The sequence below is a fragment of the Marinobacterium aestuarii genome, from assembly GCF_001651805.1.
Taxonomy (GTDB): Bacteria; Pseudomonadota; Gammaproteobacteria; order Pseudomonadales; family Balneatricaceae; genus Marinobacterium_A; species Marinobacterium_A aestuarii.
The window spans coordinates 208,216-229,494 of the sequence record NZ_CP015839.1 but is presented as its reverse complement, the minus strand read 5'-3'; the positions used below and the strand labels follow the sequence as shown (position 1 = coordinate 229,494).

The window sequence follows — 21,279 nt, the reverse complement described above, 5'->3', positions numbered from 1 at the left end:
TCATTGCTGTCTCACCAAAAGTTGGACTTTCCCTAGAGCTGTTTTCACCGGGGAGCCGATCTGTGTGAATTTGATATCAAAATAGGAGTTAGAAAAATCAAAAAGCTGAGACCAGTCTCTCACCTGCTCTTTTGATGTAATTAGGATTTCAATGGAACCAGGTGACAGTTGCCGCACCTGAACATGCTCACTATGGCTAAATGCTTTGTGGTGTCGACCAAAAATGAGACCGGTCAAGGAAATACTCCGCCCTTTTTTATCTACAACACTATCGCTATTACGCCCTTCTTTAATACGAAAGCATTCAAGAAAACCATCTTTAAAAGTTGGTTCAATAAGGTCGCCTGTGTCATATCGAATAAAAGGCGTCGCGAAATTATGAGTCGAGGTACCTACCAATCGATAGGAGTCACCTGCAGGAACGGCTTCAGCAAAACCATAACTGTGAAAAGGATAATAAATGCCAGAGCCCGGCTCCCGCTCAGGCGCAAGTACAGCCATTTCCGAATGACCATACCATGAAATAGTCTTAAGCCCGCAATGCTGCTCTATATACTTTCGGTATTGCGGGACTGGATACTCAGATCCTAAAAAAACGCCCTTTACCTTACTTATCAGAATTTCGAAAAGCACGGAATCTACGTTCTCTAACTCACGAAGGAAACTATAAATCGAACTGGGATAGCCATGAATCCACTTGATGTTCCGCTTGGTGATAAGCTCACTGCAAGAATCGATATTTTCCTGAAGCGGCGCATAGGCATTGATCAGAAATTCATTTTGGTTAAAATTATATTTGTAAAAGCGGCTGCCAATATTCTTACCACGGATCGTTATTTTTTCATCAGTGTAGCGATACCCTAAAGTAGCCCAAATGGCATGCATATGAGCCCACTCACGGGCATAAGAAGTTTTTTCAATATAAAAGTCAAGAGGCTGACCGGTTGTACCTCCTGTGTTACTTTTTTTAAGTGCAAAATCTTTAAAGCTTCGCTTTTCGATAGAGTATCGCTGATATTCAGTTTTAGTACTAACTGGGATTTTTAGTACATCATCCATTATTTCAAACCGGTCTGGACTGAAACCATGGTCATTATAAAAATTTCGATAATACTCAATGTTTTTATAAGAGAAACTAACAAGGCTCTTTAATAATCCAAATTGTTCACCAATGACAGCGGAACTATGGCCATTGATCTTATTTGAAAACCGCTGATAGCTCCGTCCCAATCGAAACTGCATCGGGGTGACCCCCAACAACTTCCCTATAGGGTAAGGGATATGATCTGCAATTTTTTTTAGACTTTCTTTCATAAGTGATATGCCAATCTTATTTGGCTAAAGCCGTTAAAGTCGATATCATATTATTTTCAAATATTTTTATTGTATATTCACGGTTAAATTTTTCTAAACTTTTCTTTGAGCACGATTCTGAATACTGTCTGTCTTCAATATATTTAATCATTACTTTTGCCAATGAATTAGGCGTACAGTCGGGAATAATATCACCATTCACTTCCGTTTCAACAATATCAGTAATCGCTCCTTCATTTGTAGATATTACAGCCAACCCTGCTGACATTGCCTCTAATATTGAAAGCGGGAAGCACTCATTCTTGAACCGAGTAGGTAATACAAAAACATGAGACGATGTTAACTCCTTTAACTTGTCGTCATCATAGCGCGGCCCAAGAATATGAATATTATTATGTGAATGTTTTTTTATAATCGATTCTATCTCGGTCAAGTATTTTTGATCACTTTTTTTACCAATAATTTTAACCTGAAATTTTTCTTGATACCCTTCAGGTATCAGAGTGGTTGCTTTAACTAGTACGTCCGCCCCTTTCGAACGAATGAGATTAGATAAATACAGGAATGTTATTTTTTCATCTTTACTCTTAAACTGCTCCGGCTTGATCGGTTCAACACCATTAGCCACTGCATAGATGCTCTTTTTTTTATCCCTAACAGACTCAATGTCATTAAACAAATTTGGCGATAGATGGATTACATCAACCCCCCTAAATACCAGCCTGTAAAGCCATTTTTTGACCTTACTTTTCTCAGCCTCTCGGCTTATACCCTTCCCGTGCATATGAAAGACACAACGTCCTCTCATTAATTTAATCAACAGAGCAATAAGACCATCTTTGTAAAACGCCGCACCATGTGGACTAAGCGTCAAGTAAACAAGGTCCGGGCGAAATTTAATATATGTAAAAATCACCCGAACCAAGATAGAAAAGGTAGAAAGTATTTTCTCTAAATTCAATTTACCAAGGTCGGAAATCTCTTTAGCTGGAGATATGTTAAAATAATATGCATTGAAATTATCATTAAAAATCTGACTATCTTTAATAGTTTGGTTCACCACTGACGCACCATGTACTGGTGGTGGTAGCTGGAATAGGAAAAGAACTTTCTTCATAAATCCTCAAGTTTTATATCAAACTGATTTTCGTTTTTTTGAAAGCCAAAAAACCACTATAAAAAAAGGAAATATAATTTCAGGATATTCATATATATTATCAGAACAGCCAATAATAAAAACAAAAATTATAATAAAATTTATAAAGAAACGATTTAAATCATCAGAGTAATCCAATAAACCTAAAACGTAACTCCTTAACCTAGAAAGCATGAAAACAATGAAAGCAATACCTAGAAAACCGTACTCAGCCAAGATAGAAAGAAAGCTAGAGAACGGTTGATTCATACTACCATCTTGATACTGCTGAGAGAGTATTTCTTTTGACCACAACGGCATTACATATTTAAAATGATAGTTTGTAACCGAAGTGGGCAAGAAAGATAAAGACGAGTAATCACCATTAAGCAAAAATGCAGCTCTAGAATTAAATCCGCCCCCCCCTACTCCTGTTACAAACAAGCTAGGATTTTCACGCACCATATCGACATAATTAATAAAGACCAAAATTTTCCTTGGTACATAATAATCATAATAATGACTATTATCAAAAACAGAAACTACAGCACCAAAAAAAACAACGATATTATTAATATTATAAAAGAAAGCTGACCTATTAACATGAAAGATAACAAAAGCCATAAAACAAAACAAAACCATTACATAAAAAATTGCTCTTATCTTATTCTTTGAGGAAATAATAATCGCCAACAAAAGTGACAATGAGAAGACAACTAAACCTATCCCGTAGAAGCAAGTCACAAAAAAAACCAGAGAAAAAAAACTCTTTATTTTAAAATACTTGCTATCGGAGGTATAAAAATATACAAATGAAAAAACATAAAGAATTGCTAAACCGTGCATCTGCAATCCGGAACGACCATAGAAACCGATAGCAGAATCATCCGCAGGATTAATCGAGAACTGAATTAAACCGACAATTCCATTTATAATCAAAACATGAAAGAAAAAACATAAAAACTGATCTACTCGATAAGATGTCAAACTAGAGAAAAACGAACGATGAAATATAAGTAAAAATAAGAACGGAAACAGAAGAAGTGAAGAAACAATGTAGTTTAAAACAATCACACCATTAAGCTCAATAAACGAAAGTATCGAAATAATACCCCACAAAAAAAAGATGAGAATATCTTTTACTCTAAGTTTCTTTACAAAAAGAATGAGAGTTAGCGGTGAAATAAATACACTGAGATTCCTTAACGGTGACAAAAATATAAAAAAATTAAACAGAAAAATAGCTTTTCTAATCAACATAACTAGCCTTAAAAATACTGGTAAATATAAGGTGGTAAATTTTAACGGATTTACAAAAACATTATTAGGACGTGACCGATCACCCATATGATATTGCTAGTTAAATATAGTCTATATTAAGTCACACCAGTTAATAAATACCAGAAATATTTAGTACTTAAAGACAGCTTATTTCCATAAATTGAAGTGAACACTATCACAAAAAAAATTAAGAATAGACCACTCATTTTCATATATATCACCGCGACAGATTTTTATTATATCTGCATACTATTCCGACCAGTATCGTGCGATACTTAAGACTAGCTTATAGCTGAGTCAATCGTGATTTACTCTATGCAAACCTTCTCGTGAATAAAGCCCATCTATGATATTTATTTTAATCTCATATTAAATTATAAAAAGCACCACTCATTTAAGAATTACCCGCTTTGTCCTATCAATAACATCAAACACAAGCCCTAACAAAAAACCGAAGCCGTATACCAGATAATTAAATGAAATTCTAAAGCTCTTAACCATAAAAGAAACAAACAAAAAAATTAAAAACAATAAATAAACCCCAATATTCATAATTCCAGCACTAACAAAAACCATTGAAACAATAATCCCTAGAGAATATAAAAAAGTATAACGATTTTTCATTAAAAATTCAAAAAAATATGCTGGGGAGCTAAGGGAAACAATAAAATTCTTTGAAAGAGCGGTGATTTTTCTATCTTTCAACCGATCTTTCAACCTCATTCCAGAAGTAGGGACTTCTGTATGATGATTTATCATAGGCGTGAATATTCTTTTGAATAAAAACCCTTTTCTTGAAAGTCTAAAGAAAAGTTCCGACTCTTCATTTACAACTAAATCAGAGTTAAATCCTCCAACATTTAAGAACAAATTCTTTCTAATAAGAAAAGCACCACCAGGTATGTTTTTCGTCAAATCATAGACGTCTAACTCTTTGTTAGCTAAATATCCAGAATCATCATAAAAATAGTTATGCATCTGCCCTGCCACAGCCGCGATGTCTTTATTATTTTCAAGTTCCGATATTGCGTTATTTAAAAAACCAGGAAGTAATTCCATATCACCATCAAGAAAAAGAATATAGCTAGACATATTTTTAATTCTAGCTACACCTTCATTACGACCGCGCGCCGCCGTAAACGGTGAATTATCGTAAGAAAAGAAAGATACGCGTTTATCACTTAAAGCATAGAGCCTTACAACCTCACCTGTATTATCCGTCGAGTTGGAGTCAGACACAATAACTTCACTAATTCGTGAATCGACTAACGATTCAAGAGTCCTTTTTACATTTACTGCTTCGTTTCTAGTTATAACAACGACACTAATCATTTTTTAACCTTAATCTTCATTGATTAACTGAAATACCAACAATATTATTTTCATTCAAGCTCTCTATTAAAAACAACTTAGAAAATTCTTTCAGTGATTCCAATTTTTCAATCGCTGTTATAAAGTCAAAATCTTTTGATATTGCAAGTTTAAAAAGCTCATTCGTACTTTCAAGCGAACACATATCAAGACCCAACCTTCCTAGTAGTGAATTGAATCGAGCCGCTCCTCTTTTTTTATTAATAATTACAAAAAATGGCTTTCCAAAAATTATGGAAAAGACCATTCCATGGAAAGAGTCTGTCAATACAAATTCAGCATTAGCAAATGACGCCAACCAATCTTCTACCGGTGGCATCATATAATCTTCCAGTTTACTGCTAGCCGAGCTGCTCAAACCTAGCTTTGCCTGGCACTGGTAGGTATACGTATTCAAATGAGTAGCTAGTTGTTCGCTAACGGCACGTTTTTCGTCACTCCCATCCAGCCAGTAAGTGAACACTCCCTCCCCAGCCTCCTTATTATATCTATCACCGATAAGTTCAAGATAATCCTCTTTCTCAAGCAGTAAGGTCGGATCTAATACGCACTCACTTTTTACCCCTAAATGTCTATCACATAATTCAATACCTGAGGTTTCGCGAACGGATATTGCATTAAATTTCTGAGCAAGCTCAGCACACTTTCTTGTTTCCTCCGCTGAGTATTCCCAATTATCTACGCCAAATGATGACGCATAGGCGACACGCTTCACATTCTCTCCATCCATAAAGTCGAGGTAGAAATTATAGATATCCGGTGAGTACTTAGGACGCCAAGTCTGATCACTGCCAACCACTACTGCATCATATGAATTGTTCAAAAAATGCTTTTTAAGATTTTGAGTAGAACAAATACGCTCTGTTAGATTAATATTATTATCAATAAAACTATGTGAATTCTTAAAAATCAGCGGGTAATATCGTTCGATATTAACTGGAGCTTTTCTCTTACCTGTTATTTTTTTCATACCACGATACATCAAGCGCAGGCTGTCATGTACCATGCCACGATCGGCGGCCTGTCTGTCGATGGTAACCACTTCGTGACCCATTTTTTTAAGCACTTTTTGCAATGCAAATGCTTGTATCATTCCACCGTAGTTTTTCCCCAGAGGCTGGGTCAAGATCGCGATCTTCATCTCAGCATTACCGTTTGACTAATTTTTTTAAAGTGCTAATACCCTTTGGTCCAAGAATTTTCTTGACCCGCTCTTTAGTCTTGCCTTTAGGACTCGAGACGAGGGTTTGAATTCTTTCGATCGCTTCACTCTCGAGTGTACTATCGGTGAATACTTCAAATACGATCGGCCTATCCAGTATTTCTGATGTCACGAATCCTTCATAGCAATTCTCAAACTCCGTCTTCGACGAAGCTGTCATATATTCATAACCAAGGTCAGTGGCCAAATTCTTGACCAAGGTCGGTGACTGATTTCCGAAATGTCCTGCTGCTGCAATATATTCATCAGCCTGCTCACCAAAATAGGCAGCATGATGATTATACTGCCGAAATTCTGTTCCTTTACCATTGTTGACCAGTAGTATTCTCAGGTTTTTCCCGGTATGCCGGTTGCCCAACACATTAATATCATAGAAGAATGCAAGGTCACCAATAACTGCAAAATAGAGTTTTTCGCTATTTGCCAGTGAGGCTCCCACTAAAGACGAAAGCCCACCATCAATACCGAAACCGCCTACATTGGAAGCCGCTGTAACCGTAGCTGGAAGTTCAAAAAAGTTCCACGACCTGAGACTATTAAGAATACCAAAGTGGATTGTAGACTCTGGTGGAATATGAGGAGCTAACTTGGAAGCAAGCCAGACATTAGAGAACGGTAATTCCGGAATTTTGGCACGAATGGAGTCCAAGTGCTGATGACAACGCTGGTAATAACCATCCTCTTCAAGGTTGCCGGTAGCGTAATGTTCGAAAAAATATTTTTCAGGCATTTCGAACACATAGCGTAGACGATGAAATGTATCTCGTATTTCACCGTCCTCACTGACTCGCCAGACCTGCTTCCCAGCCATATTAAGAGTTGCATAATCACCAGAAATTTCGCCAATATGAATTAATATATCGGGGCGATAGTCAGTTTTATCAAGCATGCTTTGTGCTGCAGCTAGGGAATAAAGCAAACGGTGCTTACCATAATATCCACTGGTATGGTCACAAAAAACGACCGCATTGTTCTGTAAGCAAAAATTTTCTAGTGATTTTATTTCAGTATCGGACCATTGCTTGTGTGAGCCAACAAATACGGCTATCTTACCTTCCAGAATCGGAAAACTGTCATGCACGGTAACTCTATTAATAACCCGGTAGGCCGGTAACTCTTTTGTTCCGTAGGGTTTTGTATAGGTAGTGGGTAGATTGATGTGTACCGGCCCTCCACCTGCATGTTTCAGTTCCAATATGGCCTTGTTTACTTTTATTTCACAATCCCAAAGGTCGTCATCATCCTTGACAATAGGTAATGATACACTCAATTTTACAGCATCCTTGGGTACTGAACTGCGGTCAATCACTTGAGCTACGTGGTGCCCAACCTTTGTAAAGGACTGCATAGAAGTTATTGCCAGTACCGGTAATTTTCTGTAGAACGCTTCGGTCAGCCCCGGCAGATAGTTGCGTGATGCTGTTGCGCCGGTACAGCTAATTACAACCGGCTCACCCAGTTCAGCGGCCAAACCGCAGGCCATGTAAGCCGCTGAACGTTCGTCCACTGATGAATACATGATGAAGAAAGGATCTTGTTGCATGCTGGCAACCAGCGCAGTGTTGGTAGTACCAGGTGAAGCGATCACATGTTTTATGTTATGTGCTTTCAAAAGACACAGGATAACCTGTGCGTTTTTTTCATTTGTATATAAGAATGCCATTCTATCATCCACTGAATTTTTTATGCAAAGGGCGAGAATCTTGAAATGCAGTATTTCGCTTTCTGCTTGAGGCCTGGTATAGCAGTAATAGGCATTCGCTCACCGAACATCCGGTCTTTTATCCCTTCTTCACGCCAGTTCAGTACTTTAAATTGAGGATTTTTAGAGGTAATAAAACTCTCAAGGCATTGAGCCAAACCAACTCGCGGATCTAGGAATGAAGATCTATCGATGTACCGGTCTATTTTAGCGTTATCAAATTGGCGATTGTAAAGACGATCGTAAATTATCTGGTATTTACCGGAGCGCCATTGCATGAAGCTGTCCAGATCCTGCAGGGTTACTGTAGGCCTGTGCTGCAAGTATGCCTCTAGCACGGTCATATATGTATCCAACACTTCACTCCAGCTAATAGAAGTGTCCGAGGTGATGTGAAAGGCTTCACCCAGTGCACTTGGTTGTCCTAGAATGGCCGCCATTCCTTTAGCAACATCCTCCCCAAACGTCAGCGTTGTTTTTTTCGACTGAATATCACGGCATGCAGCGATGGTTTTTCCACGAAGCGCACGGTAAAGCCAGTCTTCTTTCTCCAGTACCCCTAGTTGCAGACGCTCATCACTGTAAGTGATGTAGGGGCGAACAATTGACCAGTTTTTATGCGCTGACTCGAAGAGTATATTTTCTTGCCTGGCTTTTGATAAAGCGTACTCATCGGTTTCGATATATGCTTGATCTTTTATAACATCCAGCAGGCGCGGGGAATTTTCTGTGATTGGCTGCTCTGAGTTGGCATAAACCCGAGATGAACTCAGGTAAATGTAGTGACCTGTTGCATTCAGCAATTGCCTGTAACGATGCTGAAATGACTGCGTTGAATAAACCATGAAGTCTACAATTGCATCCCAATGTTGATTCAACAGGCCTGTAATAAAACGCTCATCTCTCGCGTTGCCGGTCACGTATTCAACATTACCATCACGCCCGGACCGCGTGCGCGATGTAACCACGACTTGATTTCCCTGCTTAGCCAGAAAACTGACAAGGTGAAAACCCATGGCTCCTGTGCCACCCATCACCAATATTTTCATGCATTAGTCCCAACTTTGAATACGCGACGCATTACCATCTCTTTTGTTTTACTACGCCATAATTTATCCAGCCCAAGGTAATACATGCACAGTGTTGCAGCTGCCACGCTCACCAGTACCACTAACGCAGAAGCGACAAGCCCCTTATCCAGCCAGTTTTTTAGAGCAAGCGCCGGTATCGCCGAGAAAAAGGTGACCAAACTGATTGGGATCAATACTTTCATGTAGTAAGGTGTTAATCGCAGATCGACAAGCTTTTTCACGATCAAAAGCCTAACTTTAAACATCAATAGATTGGCAATTATCGCTACGATAAAAACAGAAGATGCAGGATAACCGTCCTGCAGAACAAACCAAGATGTAAAAAAAATCGCCAATTGGATGCTGCCAAGCGTTAGCTCGTATAGCATCATCTTACCCGGTGCTCTTGCCGCAGTGGCCAACGGCAAGCTAAATGACAGGATCAAGGATTCTACCAGTGCTAATTGAGTGAAGAGTACCGCCTCTGGTGGTGGTGTTTTCAGCCAGAGCGTCAGGATGGTTTCCATCTCTATAAGCATAGGCAAAGCAAAAACCCACATCAGAAAGAATGTCAGCTTTGAACCATTCAGAATGAGATTAAACATATCTTCCTTCTGGTTCGCTGCATAGGACTTGATGATGGGCGGATACAGTCCTGTATTTAAATGCTGAGAGAAGACCAGCGCCTGGTTCGCAACGGTTATTGCAATAGCCCTTGCGGCAACTGTTGCAGGATTGAACGTTTGGTTGACAAGAACGGTTATAGCCTGGTTTCTGAACACGGTACTTAACTGACCAAATAATGTCCAGCTAGTGAACCCGATAATTTCTTTTAGCAAAGACTTGTTCCAGTAGACCTTTGTGAACTGGCACTCTGCGTACTTCCTCAGGCAGATGGTGATATAGGCAGCAGTCGTGACTATCCCCGTGATTAGTAGGAATCTACCATACAGTTCAAGTGCGTCCCCCTCTACGTAGACCAGCAACACGGCAGCGGTGAGTTTCATGATTGCTTCGATAACCGATATCAATGCATAGATATGCATGTCTTCATGAGCAATCAAAATAGCAATAAACGGCGATGAAAAAACCGAAGCGACGAAGCTGAATACAACAAGATGATATAAGTTGACTACAGCGGCCGACCGCTCACTTGGAATGCTCAGGTGTTCAGTGATAAACCACAGACCTATGCTTTGAAGAACAAGAAAGGCCACTAGTGAAATAGCGGCATACAGTAGCCAGTTCATGTAAAAAGTTTGCTTGAGCTTCTCTGTATTTTCCTGCCCCATAGCAAATGAAAAAAAGCGTTGCGTTGCCGAGGCCATTGAGCCCGGTAGAAAGGTCAATAAGGTAACGAAACCTGCTACTACGCTGTATATGCCATAATCTTCAATGCCAAGTGCATTCAATACTACGCGCAGTGCATAGAGGTTGATTAGAACTATAAGTACTTGGCGGGCATAAAGAGCCAACGTGTTTTGAAGTATTTTTTTATTACGCATTATGTAAGAACGTCGTACATTGAATCACTCTTCGTAGTAGCCAGACCTGAAAACATGTTGCCTCAATTAATTGGACCAGGCACCACGGGTATCTATCACGTGCAGGCTACAAGAGGCTCTACTCTGCACCTCTTTGAACTCCCGGTGGTCTACCAGTAACACCAATACATCTGCTTCTGCCAAGCCATTATCCAAATCACTCAACTGAACAGTCCCTTCCAGTTTTTTCGGAAGTTGCTCGATATTCGGCTCAACCGCCAGCACCGGGCCAGGATGCGTTGCTGTAATCTGCTGGGTAATGGCCAATGCCGGGCTTTCACGCAAATCATCAATATCCGCCTTGAATGCCAGCCCCAGGCAAGCGATGGTCACATCTCTGGCTGTTTTTTCCGGGTTGGCTTGCAGGAAGTCGGCTACCGCCAGCTTGACCTTGTTGATCACCCATTCAGGCTTGCTGTCATTCACTTCACGAGCAGTACGAATAAGCCTGGCCTGTTCCGGTGCCTGGCTAACGATAAACCAGGGGTCCACGGCGATGCAGTGCCCGCCCACGCCAGGGCCTGGCTGAAGGATATTGACGCGCGGATGGCGATTGGCCAAGCGAATCAGTTCCCACACGTTGATATCCAGCTTGTCGCAGATCATCGACAGCTCGTTGGCAAAGGCGATATTCACATCCCTGAAGCTGTTTTCAGTCAGCTTGGCCATTTCTGCGGTGCGGGCATTGGTGACTACGCAGTCACCTTCCACAAACAGCTTGTACAGGCTTACGGCGGCGGCGGAGCACTTGGCGGTCATGCCACCGATAATACGGTCGTTCTGCACCAGTTCACGCAGTACATGGCCTGGCAGTACGCGTTCTGGGCAATGAGCAACACGGATATCAGAGTCTTCACCATGGGTTTGCGGGAAACTAAGGTCTGGCCGTGCCTCGCTCAGCCAGGCGGCCATCTGTTCGGTGGCCCCCACCGGCGACGTGGACTCCAGAATCACCAGGTCGCCCTTTTTCAGTACCGGGGCAATGGCCTTGCTGGCAGACTCTATATAGCGCAGGTCGGGCTGATGATCACCCTGCTCTTCATTGGAAAGAAAGGGTGTCGGAACCGCCACCAGAAAGGCATCCGCAGGTTCTGGAACCAGGGTGGCGCGCAGATAACCTTCGACAACGGCAGCATGCACCACCATATCCAGATCCGGCTCAACGATATGGATTTCGCCGCGATTAATGGTATCAACGGCATGCTGGTTAACGTCGACGCCGATAACTTTTTTCTTGCGGGAGGCGAAAACAGCGGCGGTAGGCAGGCCAATATAGCCAAGGCCAATAACGGAGATAGTATCGAAAGGCATGGAAAACTCTTAATGTTCGCGGAGATTGTTAATTGCGCAATTCGCGGCGCGGCGCCGCTCCTGCGAGAAGCGGCCCAGGAAGCTTGCAGTAGATTAAATATTCGCCAATAGCGCTTCGATGATGCGCTGGCAGGCTTTGCCATCCCCATAGGGGTTATGGGCAAAGCTCATGGCACTATAGGCATTCTCATCGTTGAGCAGCAGATTCAGCTCGCGCACTATATTGGCGTTATCGGTACCCACCAGTTTTACCGTGCCTGCGGACACGGCTTCCGGCCTTTCGGTGGTATCACGCATTACCAGTACCGGCTTGCCCAGTGATGGCGCCTCTTCCTGGATACCGCCGGAGTCTGTCAGGATAATGTGGGAACGGCTCATCAGGTAGACGAAGGGCAGGTAATCCAGCGGCTCGATCAGATGCACATTGCCGATATCGCTTAACAGACGATTGACCGGCTCGCGTACATTGGGGTTGAGGTGTACAGGGTAAACAATACCCACATCCGGGTGCTGCGTAGCTACATCCCTGAGCGCCTGGCAAATACGCTCGAAGCCCCCGCCAAAGCTTTCGCGGCGGTGCCCAGTTACCAGAATCAACTTGCGCTCAGCATCCAGAAAGGCGCTGGGTGCAGCCGCTTGCTCGCGCAGAGCGACATCTTTATCCAAGCGTTCAACCACATCCAGCAAGGCATCAATCACCGTGTTGCCGGTAACAATAATGCTGTTCGAATCAACGCCCTCAGCCAGCAGATTAGACTGCGAGGTTTCGGTGGGCGCAAAGTGCAGATTGGCAAGCGCACCTGTCAGCCTGCGATTGCCCTCTTCCGGCCAGGGTGAATACATATTGCCAGTGCGTAATCCTGCTTCCACATGCGCGACCGGGATCTGCTGATAATAGGCCGCCAGGCTCGCCGCAAAAGTGGTGGCTGTATCGCCATGCACGAGCACCATATCGGGCTTGAACTCGCTGAATACTTGCTTCAGGCCCTGCAGGATGGCGGTGGTGACATCGGTAAGATCCTGACCCGGCTTCATGATGTTCAGGTCGAAGTCCGGTTTGATGGCAAACAGATCCAGTACCTGATCGAGCATTTCACGGTGCTGGCCGGTAACGCAGACCTTGGCATCAAAACGCTCATCAGCCGCAAGGGCCAGAGTCAGAGGCGCCATTTTTATGGCTTCAGGACGGGTGCCAAAAATGCAAAGAGTTTTCAATTTGCTTCCCTTCGAGATTATTTCAGGGTGAAAAGTAAAAATGTGTTTGTTTACGGCCCCATGCGTAGCCCTCCGGGCTACTTAGAGCTCACGGCTTACGGCTTACGGGTCGTAATTGGTCATTCGTAAATAGTCATTCGTAAGAGCAGTCGGCATGGGCGCTTCGAGCGAACCAATTACCAATTACCAATCACACCACTCACGACCGGAGTGCAAAGACTCAATAAATCTCTTTCCCCAGCAACGTAAAGGGCGTCTTGATCAGAATCTTGATATCCAGCCACAGCGACCAGTTGTTGATATAGGCCAGATCCAGCTCGACGCGCTTTTCCATCTTGTCCAGGGTTTCGGTTTCGCCGCGGGCGCCGCTGATCTGGGCAAGGCCGGTGATGCCGGGCTTGATGCGGTGACGCGCCATATAGGCATCGATCTTGCCGGTGTAGTAATCGTTGTGGGCGACGGCATGGGGGCGCGGGCCTACCAGGGACATGCTGCCCTGCAGCACGTTAAACAGCTGGGGCAGCTCATCCAGGGATGTGCGGCGGATAAAGGCGCCGACCGAGGTAATGCGCGGATCTTCCCTGCATGCCTGCTTTACGACCTTGTCCTGATGCACGCGCATGGAGCGGAATTTCCACACTTCAATCACTTCGCCGTTCCAGCCGTGGCGCGGCTGGCGAAAGATGATGGGGCCTGGGGATGAGAGCTTCACGGCAAGGGCAACGCCGGCCAGTACCGGGCTCAGCGCCAGAATACCCAGCAAGGCGGCGCTGCGATCCATCGCCGCTTTCAGAATGGCGGCGGTGGGGTAGGAGGTAAGCGGGCTCTCGTTCAGATGGATGGCGGGCATGCCGCCCACATCCGATACCTGATGGTTAAGCATCACCAGGCTCGCCAGATCCGGAATCCAGACGACATCGACATTGGCATCGAGCAGATCGACATAGAGGCTTTCGATCAGCTCCATATCGCTGGCCGGCAGGGCCAGGTAAAGGCGACGTATATCATGCTCGGCAATCAGTGCGCGCAGGTGCGCCGCTTCGCCGATCACCGGATACAAGCCCTCAAATTCGGGCTTTTCATCGCTGTGGGCCACCAGCCCGATCAGCGGTTCATGGCGCCGGCGCACCAGGGTTTCCGCCAGGCGCTGGGCCAGATCACCGGTGCCTATAATCAGCGCCCGGCGCTCTGCACGCTGCTGGCGGAAATAGCGCCGCGCCATGCTGTGCAAGGGTATATAGGCGCCCGCCTGCAGCAAAAAGCCGATGCCGGCCCAGCTGAGCAGTACTTCACGGGAGTAATCTTCACCGGTTTTGGTCAGCAGCGCCACGGCGGCCAGACTCAGCAGCAAGGTGGACCAGGCCGCCGCCAGCGGCACCAGGCCAGACAGCGCCTTGTCACTCTTGCGGTACACGCGAAACAGCGTGTACACCGGCACAGACGCCAGCGTCGCAATAATGGCCAGCACGCGATAATGCGAATCGATGGTGTCTGTCTTGAGCCAGGTAAGGGTGCAGAGCAGCGTAGTGCTGAGCCCCGTGGCCACCAGCCAGTGAATCCAGAACGTCAGGCCCGTACGGTAGGGTGCCGATGCCTTGCTGCCCAGGCTAACGGATGCACTCTGGTGCAGGCGCATGTCGGGCGTTATGGGTGCTTGTGCATTCATGAAGTCCATCTCGTAACAAGGCGAAAAAGCGGAACTGACAGCTGAGAGCTGAGAGCTGTCAGCTACGGCTTACCAATTACCACTTCGTACTTGGTGATTCGTAATTTGTGATTCGTGATTCGTAAAAGCACTGAGCAATGCGCCTGGTGCGCGGTTGCCAGGCGTCAGACACGCTACCGCCCGAAGGTTATGATAAGGGCTATCCTCAACGCCCGGGTGCAGTCTGCCAGCAGATGTTTACAGTCCTGTGTATTACCGACTTTTCTTAGTCAAAAGCAGCCAAATCCGGCTGCTTTTTCGGCATATCACCACAGTTTTCTACCAAGCTTCCCGGGCAACCCTCCCGTGCTCATTCAGCTGAGCACGGGCGCGTCCTGAAAAAATCAGCAACTTTCATGCCCACGTTCGCGTCGAACGTCAGGCAGCAATCTATGCCCTAAAAAAGGGGGCACACATTTAACAAAACGAGACTTGGGATAGCTATAGGAAAAGGGCCTAATTTTCCGATCTGGGACAATAAAACGGCACTAACTGGTTAATTTTCAAGCGATTGATTCCACAGCAAGGCGTATTACAGCAATAGGCCGCGCAGCAGCCGACGCCGGAACGCACCAGGATGGGGCGGGGGGCTCGTGATTCGTGATTCGTGATTCGTGATTCGAAACATCGTGCTATCAGCTTTCAGCTCTAGGCTCGTTCGACGGTTTATTTTTCGCGAGTAAGGGGTCAGCTTCTCGATTTCCATCTCCGGGGGTTACGGCTCGCATGCATCACGGCAATGACAATGACAACATCACCAACAACCCGATAAAAAATACCGAATGGAAATTTTTGGATCAACGCACGATGCGTACCGCGGTGAACTCGCGGATACAAAGAAGGGCTTTCGGCAATTCGCCCGAGAGTGGCTTCCACTTCGCCCAGCAGCCTGTCGGGTTTGACCGGTCGTCGCGAGGGAAAGGCCGTTTTGAGGCATTTTTTGGACTCTTTTGAGGCAAATAGTGGTTCTATTTAACAAAAACGAGCGTGAAAAATGACCAAAATCGGCTTTTCCGCAGTAGATCAGTGTTAAGCCCGACAGGCTGCCAGGTATTCATGCCCAAGTCCCTGGCTCTGCGCCTCATACCATTGTGCAGCGTCTTCTAGTGTACTGCTTCGCCCTAATGGGTGCTTATAGAGCCCGCCAATTTGTGTCCGGCAAGGCGCCGTTCGCCGGTAATAGTGGGGCTCTTGCCAAGAGCGGCAACGTAGTTGGGCGCGAATTGGCGCGCTCCCTTCGGGCGAGCCGCCAGAAGGCCGTCCGCGGTGTTGCATTTCCTCGACATAGGCCCACTATGCCTTCGAAAATGCGCCGTGCGGCCAACCTCCTGGCGACTCGCTAAAAGCGCCTCTAAGAGTGAAGCAGTACACTAGATCCTGCTCTGCCTCTTTGCGAAGCCGAACATCGAACGTCATAGTTTTTTCCGAACGCTCGCCAGCACAGAAGTGGCACTGCGACCCATATCACCATCTACCTCCAACGCATCCAGGCGCTTGTCCAGCTCTTCCCGCTGTGCTTTGGGAAGAGGAAGTGACTGCTGTTCAGCCGCAATGCTGTCCCACACGTCCTCAACCAGGCGAATCCGCTGATCAATAGACAGGTCACGAAATGTTGGATTCATGGTTACCTCCAATTCCCTTAACCATACCGTAGCATGCCCCGAAACGACACTTGCTCACGCAATACCAATAATCAGCTATCAGCCGCGAGCTTAAAGCTTACAACTGCTTTTACGGCTTACCAATGACCAATTCCCAATCACGAATCACGAATCACGAATCACGAATCACGAATCACCAATAACTAATCACCCATTCCGACCCACCCATGCCGAACATCAGGCACTAAAAAGCCCGGCGCAGTTGCCTGCGCCGGGCTTGGGTCTTGCGAAGCGCGCTTAACGCTGGGCGTTGGCGGCTGCCAGTACGGCGTTCAGCGTGGCGCTTGGGCGCATGACTTTCTTCACGTTGGTGCGCAGGGCGTGGTAGTAACCCCCCAGCTCCGCCGGTTTGCCCTGGGCTGCGGCCAGTTCACCAATGATCTTGTCTTCATTGGTGGTCATGGCTTCAGCCAGCGGGGCGAAGAGCGCCGCCAGTTCTTTGTCTTCGGTCTGGGCGACCACGGCCTGAGCCCAGTACATGCCCAGATAGAAGTGGCTGCCACGGTTGTCCAGCTCGCCGGTGCGGCGCGACGGCGACTTGTTGTTTTCAAGCAGTTTGCCGGTGGCTTCGTCCAGGGTCTTGGCCAGGATCTTGGCGCGCGGGTTGTTCTGCTTGATGCCCATCTCTTCCAGGGACACGGCCAGGGCCATGAATTCGCCCAGGGAGTCCCAGCGCAGGTGGTTTTCTTCTTCAACCTGCTGCACGTGCTTGGGCGCGGAACCGCCGGCACCGGTTTCGTACATGCCGCCGCCCTTGAGCATAGGCACTATGGACAGCATCTTGGCAGAAGTACCCAGCTCCATGATCGGGAACAGGTCGGTGAGGTAGTCGCGCAGTACGTTGCCGGTAACGGAGATGGTGTCGCGGCCGCGAACCATGCGTTCCATGGAACGACGAATCGCCTCAACGTAGGTCATGATGCGGATATCCAGACCGCTGGTGTCGTGATCCTGCAGGTACTTGTTGACCTTCTTGATCAGCTGGATATCGTGGGCGCGGTTGCGGTCCAGCCAGAAGATGGCCGGGGTGTCGGACTGACGCGAGCGGGTAACCGCCAGCTTGACCCAGTCACGCACGGGCTCGTCCTTGGTCTGGCAGGCGCGCCAGATGTCGCCCTGCTCGACATTGTGCTGCATCAGCACTGTGCCATCGCTTGTGACCACACGCATGGTGCCATCGGCCATCATTTCGAAGGTCTTGTCGTGGGAGCCGTATTCTTCGGCTTTTTTCGCCATCAGGCCAACGTTCGGTACTGTACCCATGGTGGTGGGATCGAAAGCACCGTTGGTCTTGCAGAAGTTGATCATCTCCTGGTAGATGGTGGAGTAGGTGCTTTCCGGCATCACGGCCTTGGTGTCCTTGGCCTTGCCATCGGGGCCCCACATCTTGCCGCCGTTACGGATCATGGCGGGCATGGAGGCATCGACGATCACATCGCTCGGTACATGCAGGTTGGTGATGCCCTTGACGGAATCCACCATCGCCATTTCCGGCCGGTTTTCGTAGCAGGCGTGGATATCTTCCAGAATCTCTTCACGCTTGGAGCGCGGCAGGGATTCGATGCTCTCGTACACGCTGCTCAGGCCGTTGTTCGGGTTTACACCCAGCTCGGCAAACAGCTCGCCGTGCTTCTCGAACAGGTCCTTGTAGAACACGGTGACGGCGTGGCCGAAGACGATGGGGTGAGACACCTTCATCATGGTGGCCTTGACGTGCAGCGACCACATGACGTTGGATTCCTTGGCATCGTTCAGGGAATCTTCAAAGAACTGGCGCAGCGCCTTGGCGCTCATGAACATGCTGTCGAGGATTTCGCCGGCTTCCAGGCTCAGTTCCTTCTTCAGGCTCACGGCACCATCCTGGCCGACGAACTCGATGCGCACATCGGTGGGCTCGTCCACGGTGACAGACTGTTCGCTGGAGTAGAAGTCGCCGCCGCGCATGTAGTCGGCATGGGTCTGGGACGCCATGCTCCACTTGCCCATGCTGTGCGGGAACTTGCGTACGAACTGCTTCACGGCCGCCGGCGCACGGCGGTCGGAGTTGCCTTCACGCAGCACCGGGTTTACCGCGCTGCCGAGAAGCTTGGAGTAGCGGGCACGGATTTCCTGCTCGGCATCGTTGTGCGCCACTTCCGGGAAATTCGGTACCTTGTAGCCCTGGGACTGCAACTCGGCGATGCAGGCCTTGAGCTGCGGCACGGAGGCACTGATGTTCGGCAGCTTGACGATGTTCGCATTCGGATCCTGGGTCAGCGCACCCAGAAACGCCAGGCCATCGGTCACGCGCTGATCTTCGGTCAGAAAATCCGGGAAGGCAGACAGCACACGGCCCGCCAGGGAGATGTCGGTGATCTGGACATCAATGCCGGCAGCGCTGGTAAAGGTGCGAACGATAGGCAGCAACGAGCAGGTTGCCAGCGAAGGCGCTTCGTCGGTGAGCGTGTAGTAAATAGTCTGTTTGGTCATAGTATCACTCTGTATGTTCCGGCTGCGTGCAACGGCTTGTGGCTGATGCGGTGCCCGGAGACTCCGTTATGCGAAAGATAGTGTTGAACCTACGCAGGGGCTCTTTTGCAAGCAATATCCATGCCGGCACCTGACGCAGGTTGCGGGATCGCGGGTCTTTGCCTGCTTGATCACCTCTTGGCACCGGTGGCAGTCATGACGCGGGTCATCAGTGTGCGCCAGCCTGCCAGGGCCGCCCGACCGCTCCGACGGTTCAGGCTGCCATATCAACCAGCCATTACTGGCCCAACAACCCCCTGCGCACAAGCATGATCGGGCCTGATACACCGATGATCACCCAATGCACACGGCCAGGAACAGGGCGGGACTGAGCGCCGCCAAGCCTTAGCTGGTCATATAGCGGCCTAATCATACCACCGACAATCGAATCCGGCTCGCCCCAGACACGCCGAAATGACAAGATCGGCACTGGACCATGGTCGAAGAAGGGCGGAGTGATTGGTGGTTGGTGATTGGTGATTGGTGGTTGGTGATTGGTGAATCGTAATTGGTAAGTCGTGAGCTGTGAGCTGTGAGCTGTGAGCTGTGAGCTGTGAGCTGTGAGCTGAGAGCTGAGAGCTGTGAGCTGTGAGCTGAGAGCTGAGAGCTGAGAGCTGAGAGCTGAGAATGATGGTCGTGCCACAAATGACGAATGACGAATAACTATTTACGAATCACAACGAACGCAGAGGCAAACTGGAAAAGTGGCGCAGCTGTGGCGCTTTGATCTTCCTTGCCACTTTCAACTTTCGACTTGCCCCTCAAATCACCAATTACAAATTACGAATGACCAACGGCAAGGCGATGGACTGCGAATAAACGGAGGTGGTAACGCTGAAAATTCGGAGCAAACGGGGAAAAGTGGCGCGCCTGGAGGGATTCGAACCCCCGACCAACAGGATCGGAACCTGCTACTCTATCCAGCTGAGCTACAGGCGCGCAAAAGAAGTTGTTTGCAGGCCGGTATGTTACGGATAACTAAGGTGTTTGCCAAGCGTTTTCATGCGCCTGCAATTTAGGCACCACGCCGTCATGCCGGCGTCACAGTTGGGGGCTAGCATTGGTTACGGCTGATCAGGATACGTATCGGCAGGGACCAGCCAAGGATGGCGCTTCCCCTTTCAACGTGCAACTTGCCCCTTTCTACTTGCTCCTTTACCCCGCGAATCCGTATCGGTATCGGACTTTTGCCGTTATAATTCCGCGCCTGTAGCTCATTGCGTTGTCGCGTCTGTCCCTGGCTCTGTGCTTGCGTAGCTTTGCAGGGCCGTCTGTAGCAGACGGGCGGATACGCTGAATTTTTGAAAAGTGATGAGGGTCCTGAGTGTGAATAAATTTGTTTCTGCGCTTTGCGCGCTGGGTCTGGGTGCCGTACTGGCCACGTCTGTTCAGGCGGCAACCGACAATGACAAGATCATCGAGCGCATCAAACCGGTCGGTTCCGTATGCGTGGTCGGTGACGACAGCTGTGGCGGCGCCGCAGCGGCAAGCACCGGCAGCGCTGGACGCAGCGGTGAAGACGTTTATACCACCAGCTGCGCTGCCTGCCACGGCACCGGTGTGCTGGATGCACCCAAGTTTGGCACCAGCGACTGGACTGATCGCAGCGCCAAGGGCATCGAAACCCTGCTGACCCACGCTATCGACGGCATCAATGCCATGCCGCCACGCGGCACCTGCGCCAGCTGCTCCGATGACGAGCTCAAGTCCGCCATCGAGCACATGATCGACAGCGCCAAGTAAGCGTAGATAAAAGAAGCAGGGGGCAAGGTAAAAGAGGCTAAAAGCCACGCTTTGCCTTGCCCCTTGCGCGTTCTGATTCGTGATTCGTGATTCGTGATTCGTGATTCGTGATTCGTGATTCGTGATTCGTGATTCGTGATTCGTGATTCGTGATTCGTGATTCGTGATTCGTGATTCGTGATTCGTGATTCGTGATCAGCGTGCCCCGCCAATTACCAATTACAAGTCACCATTTACCAATAACTACTTACCAATTACAAAACGTAATTGGTCATTCGTAATTGGTAATTCGTGAAGCCTGAGTGATCGGTGATGGCTAGCTCACCGCAGGAGGCGCGCCCCGCGACCAATACTAGATACCCCAAGGGACGCAGCTCCTACGATAGCGGCAGCGCTTTTCATCGCACTTCAAACTCGCCTGGGGCTCCTTTCCCGGAATTCGCAAGCTCATTCCAGGCTACTGCGTGCTGCGGTGACTGGTGACTGGTGACTGGTGA

General features: G+C 47.7%; 15 protein-coding genes and 1 tRNA gene. 1 reads left to right on the top strand and 15 read right to left on the bottom strand.

The annotated features are described in order from the left end of the window. The 15 genes from A8C75_RS23495 to A8C75_RS00895 all read right to left on the bottom strand — a co-directional run bounded on the left by A8C75_RS23495 (window position 1) and on the right by A8C75_RS00895 (window position 19,978). Window positions 1–1,314, bottom strand: coding sequence for a phenylacetate--CoA ligase family protein (locus A8C75_RS23495; protein WP_157890191.1), 1,314 nt, complete (start codon window positions 1,312–1,314; stop codon window positions 1–3). Window positions 1,315–1,330: 16 nt separating this feature from the next. Next, complete coding sequence (locus tag A8C75_RS00960) at window positions 1,331–2,431, bottom strand: glycosyltransferase family 4 protein (protein ID WP_067376811.1); 1,101 nt, start codon at window positions 2,429–2,431, stop codon at window positions 1,331–1,333. Between the two features lie 18 nt (window positions 2,432–2,449). Next, complete coding sequence (locus A8C75_RS00955) at window positions 2,450–3,796, bottom strand: hypothetical protein (RefSeq protein ID WP_157890190.1); 1,347 nt, start codon at window positions 3,794–3,796, stop codon at window positions 2,450–2,452. 324 nt (window positions 3,797–4,120) lie between these two features. Further along, window positions 4,121–5,062, bottom strand: coding sequence for a glycosyltransferase family 2 protein (locus tag A8C75_RS00950; RefSeq protein WP_084783627.1), 942 nt, complete (start codon window positions 5,060–5,062; stop codon window positions 4,121–4,123). A 16-nt stretch (window positions 5,063–5,078) separates the two neighbouring features. Next, complete coding sequence (locus A8C75_RS00945; RefSeq protein ID WP_067376802.1) at window positions 5,079–6,242, bottom strand: polysaccharide pyruvyl transferase family protein; 1,164 nt, start codon at window positions 6,240–6,242, stop codon at window positions 5,079–5,081. Window positions 6,243–6,249: 7 nt separating this feature from the next. Beyond that, the gene (locus A8C75_RS00940; protein ID WP_067376800.1) at window positions 6,250–7,986 is read right to left on the bottom strand and encodes a thiamine pyrophosphate-binding protein; all 1,737 of its coding nucleotides are present in this window, start codon (window positions 7,984–7,986) and stop codon (window positions 6,250–6,252) included. Between the two features lie 20 nt (window positions 7,987–8,006). Then, complete coding sequence (locus A8C75_RS00935) at window positions 8,007–9,074, bottom strand: NAD-dependent epimerase/dehydratase family protein (RefSeq protein WP_067376798.1); 1,068 nt, start codon at window positions 9,072–9,074, stop codon at window positions 8,007–8,009. After that, complete coding sequence (locus A8C75_RS00930; protein ID WP_067376795.1) at window positions 9,071–10,600, bottom strand: lipopolysaccharide biosynthesis protein; 1,530 nt, start codon at window positions 10,598–10,600, stop codon at window positions 9,071–9,073. Before A8C75_RS00930 ends, A8C75_RS00935 begins: the two co-directional genes overlap by 4 nt. Window positions 10,601–10,666: 66 nt before the next feature. Continuing rightward, entirely contained in the window at window positions 10,667–11,950 is a 1,284-nt protein-coding gene (wecC, locus tag A8C75_RS00925; RefSeq protein ID WP_067376792.1) for a UDP-N-acetyl-D-mannosamine dehydrogenase, read from the bottom strand. Window positions 11,951–12,043: 93 nt separating this feature from the next. Next, window positions 12,044–13,120 carry a non-hydrolyzing UDP-N-acetylglucosamine 2-epimerase gene (wecB, locus tag A8C75_RS00920; protein WP_067376789.1) on the bottom strand — a complete coding sequence of 359 codons (1,077 nt, stop codon included), beginning with the start codon at window positions 13,118–13,120 and terminating at the stop codon, window positions 12,044–12,046. Between the two features lie 265 nt (window positions 13,121–13,385). Then, the gene (locus A8C75_RS00915; RefSeq protein WP_227819799.1) at window positions 13,386–14,831 is read right to left on the bottom strand and encodes an undecaprenyl-phosphate glucose phosphotransferase; all 1,446 of its coding nucleotides are present in this window, start codon (window positions 14,829–14,831) and stop codon (window positions 13,386–13,388) included. Between the two features lie 726 nt (window positions 14,832–15,557). After that, complete coding sequence (locus tag A8C75_RS24215; RefSeq protein WP_084783623.1) at window positions 15,558–15,842, bottom strand: type II toxin-antitoxin system RelE/ParE family toxin; 285 nt, start codon at window positions 15,840–15,842, stop codon at window positions 15,558–15,560. A gap of 440 nt (window positions 15,843–16,282) precedes the next feature. Then, window positions 16,283–16,492: an addiction module protein gene (locus tag A8C75_RS00905; protein ID WP_067376779.1), complete on the bottom strand. Its 210-nt coding sequence runs from the start codon at window positions 16,490–16,492 to the stop codon at window positions 16,283–16,285. 276 nt (window positions 16,493–16,768) lie between these two features. Beyond that, window positions 16,769–19,000: an NADP-dependent isocitrate dehydrogenase gene (locus A8C75_RS00900; protein WP_067376776.1), complete on the bottom strand. Its 2,232-nt coding sequence runs from the start codon at window positions 18,998–19,000 to the stop codon at window positions 16,769–16,771. Between the two features lie 901 nt (window positions 19,001–19,901). After that, window positions 19,902–19,978 (bottom strand) — tRNA-Arg (locus A8C75_RS00895). Between the two features lie 387 nt (window positions 19,979–20,365). On the opposite strand from A8C75_RS00895, the gene A8C75_RS00890 reads away from it, so the two are divergent. Continuing rightward, window positions 20,366–20,782, top strand: a complete 417-nt coding sequence (locus A8C75_RS00890) for a c-type cytochrome (RefSeq protein WP_227819798.1) — start codon at window positions 20,366–20,368, stop codon at window positions 20,780–20,782. Window positions 20,783–21,279 lie beyond the last annotated feature (497 nt).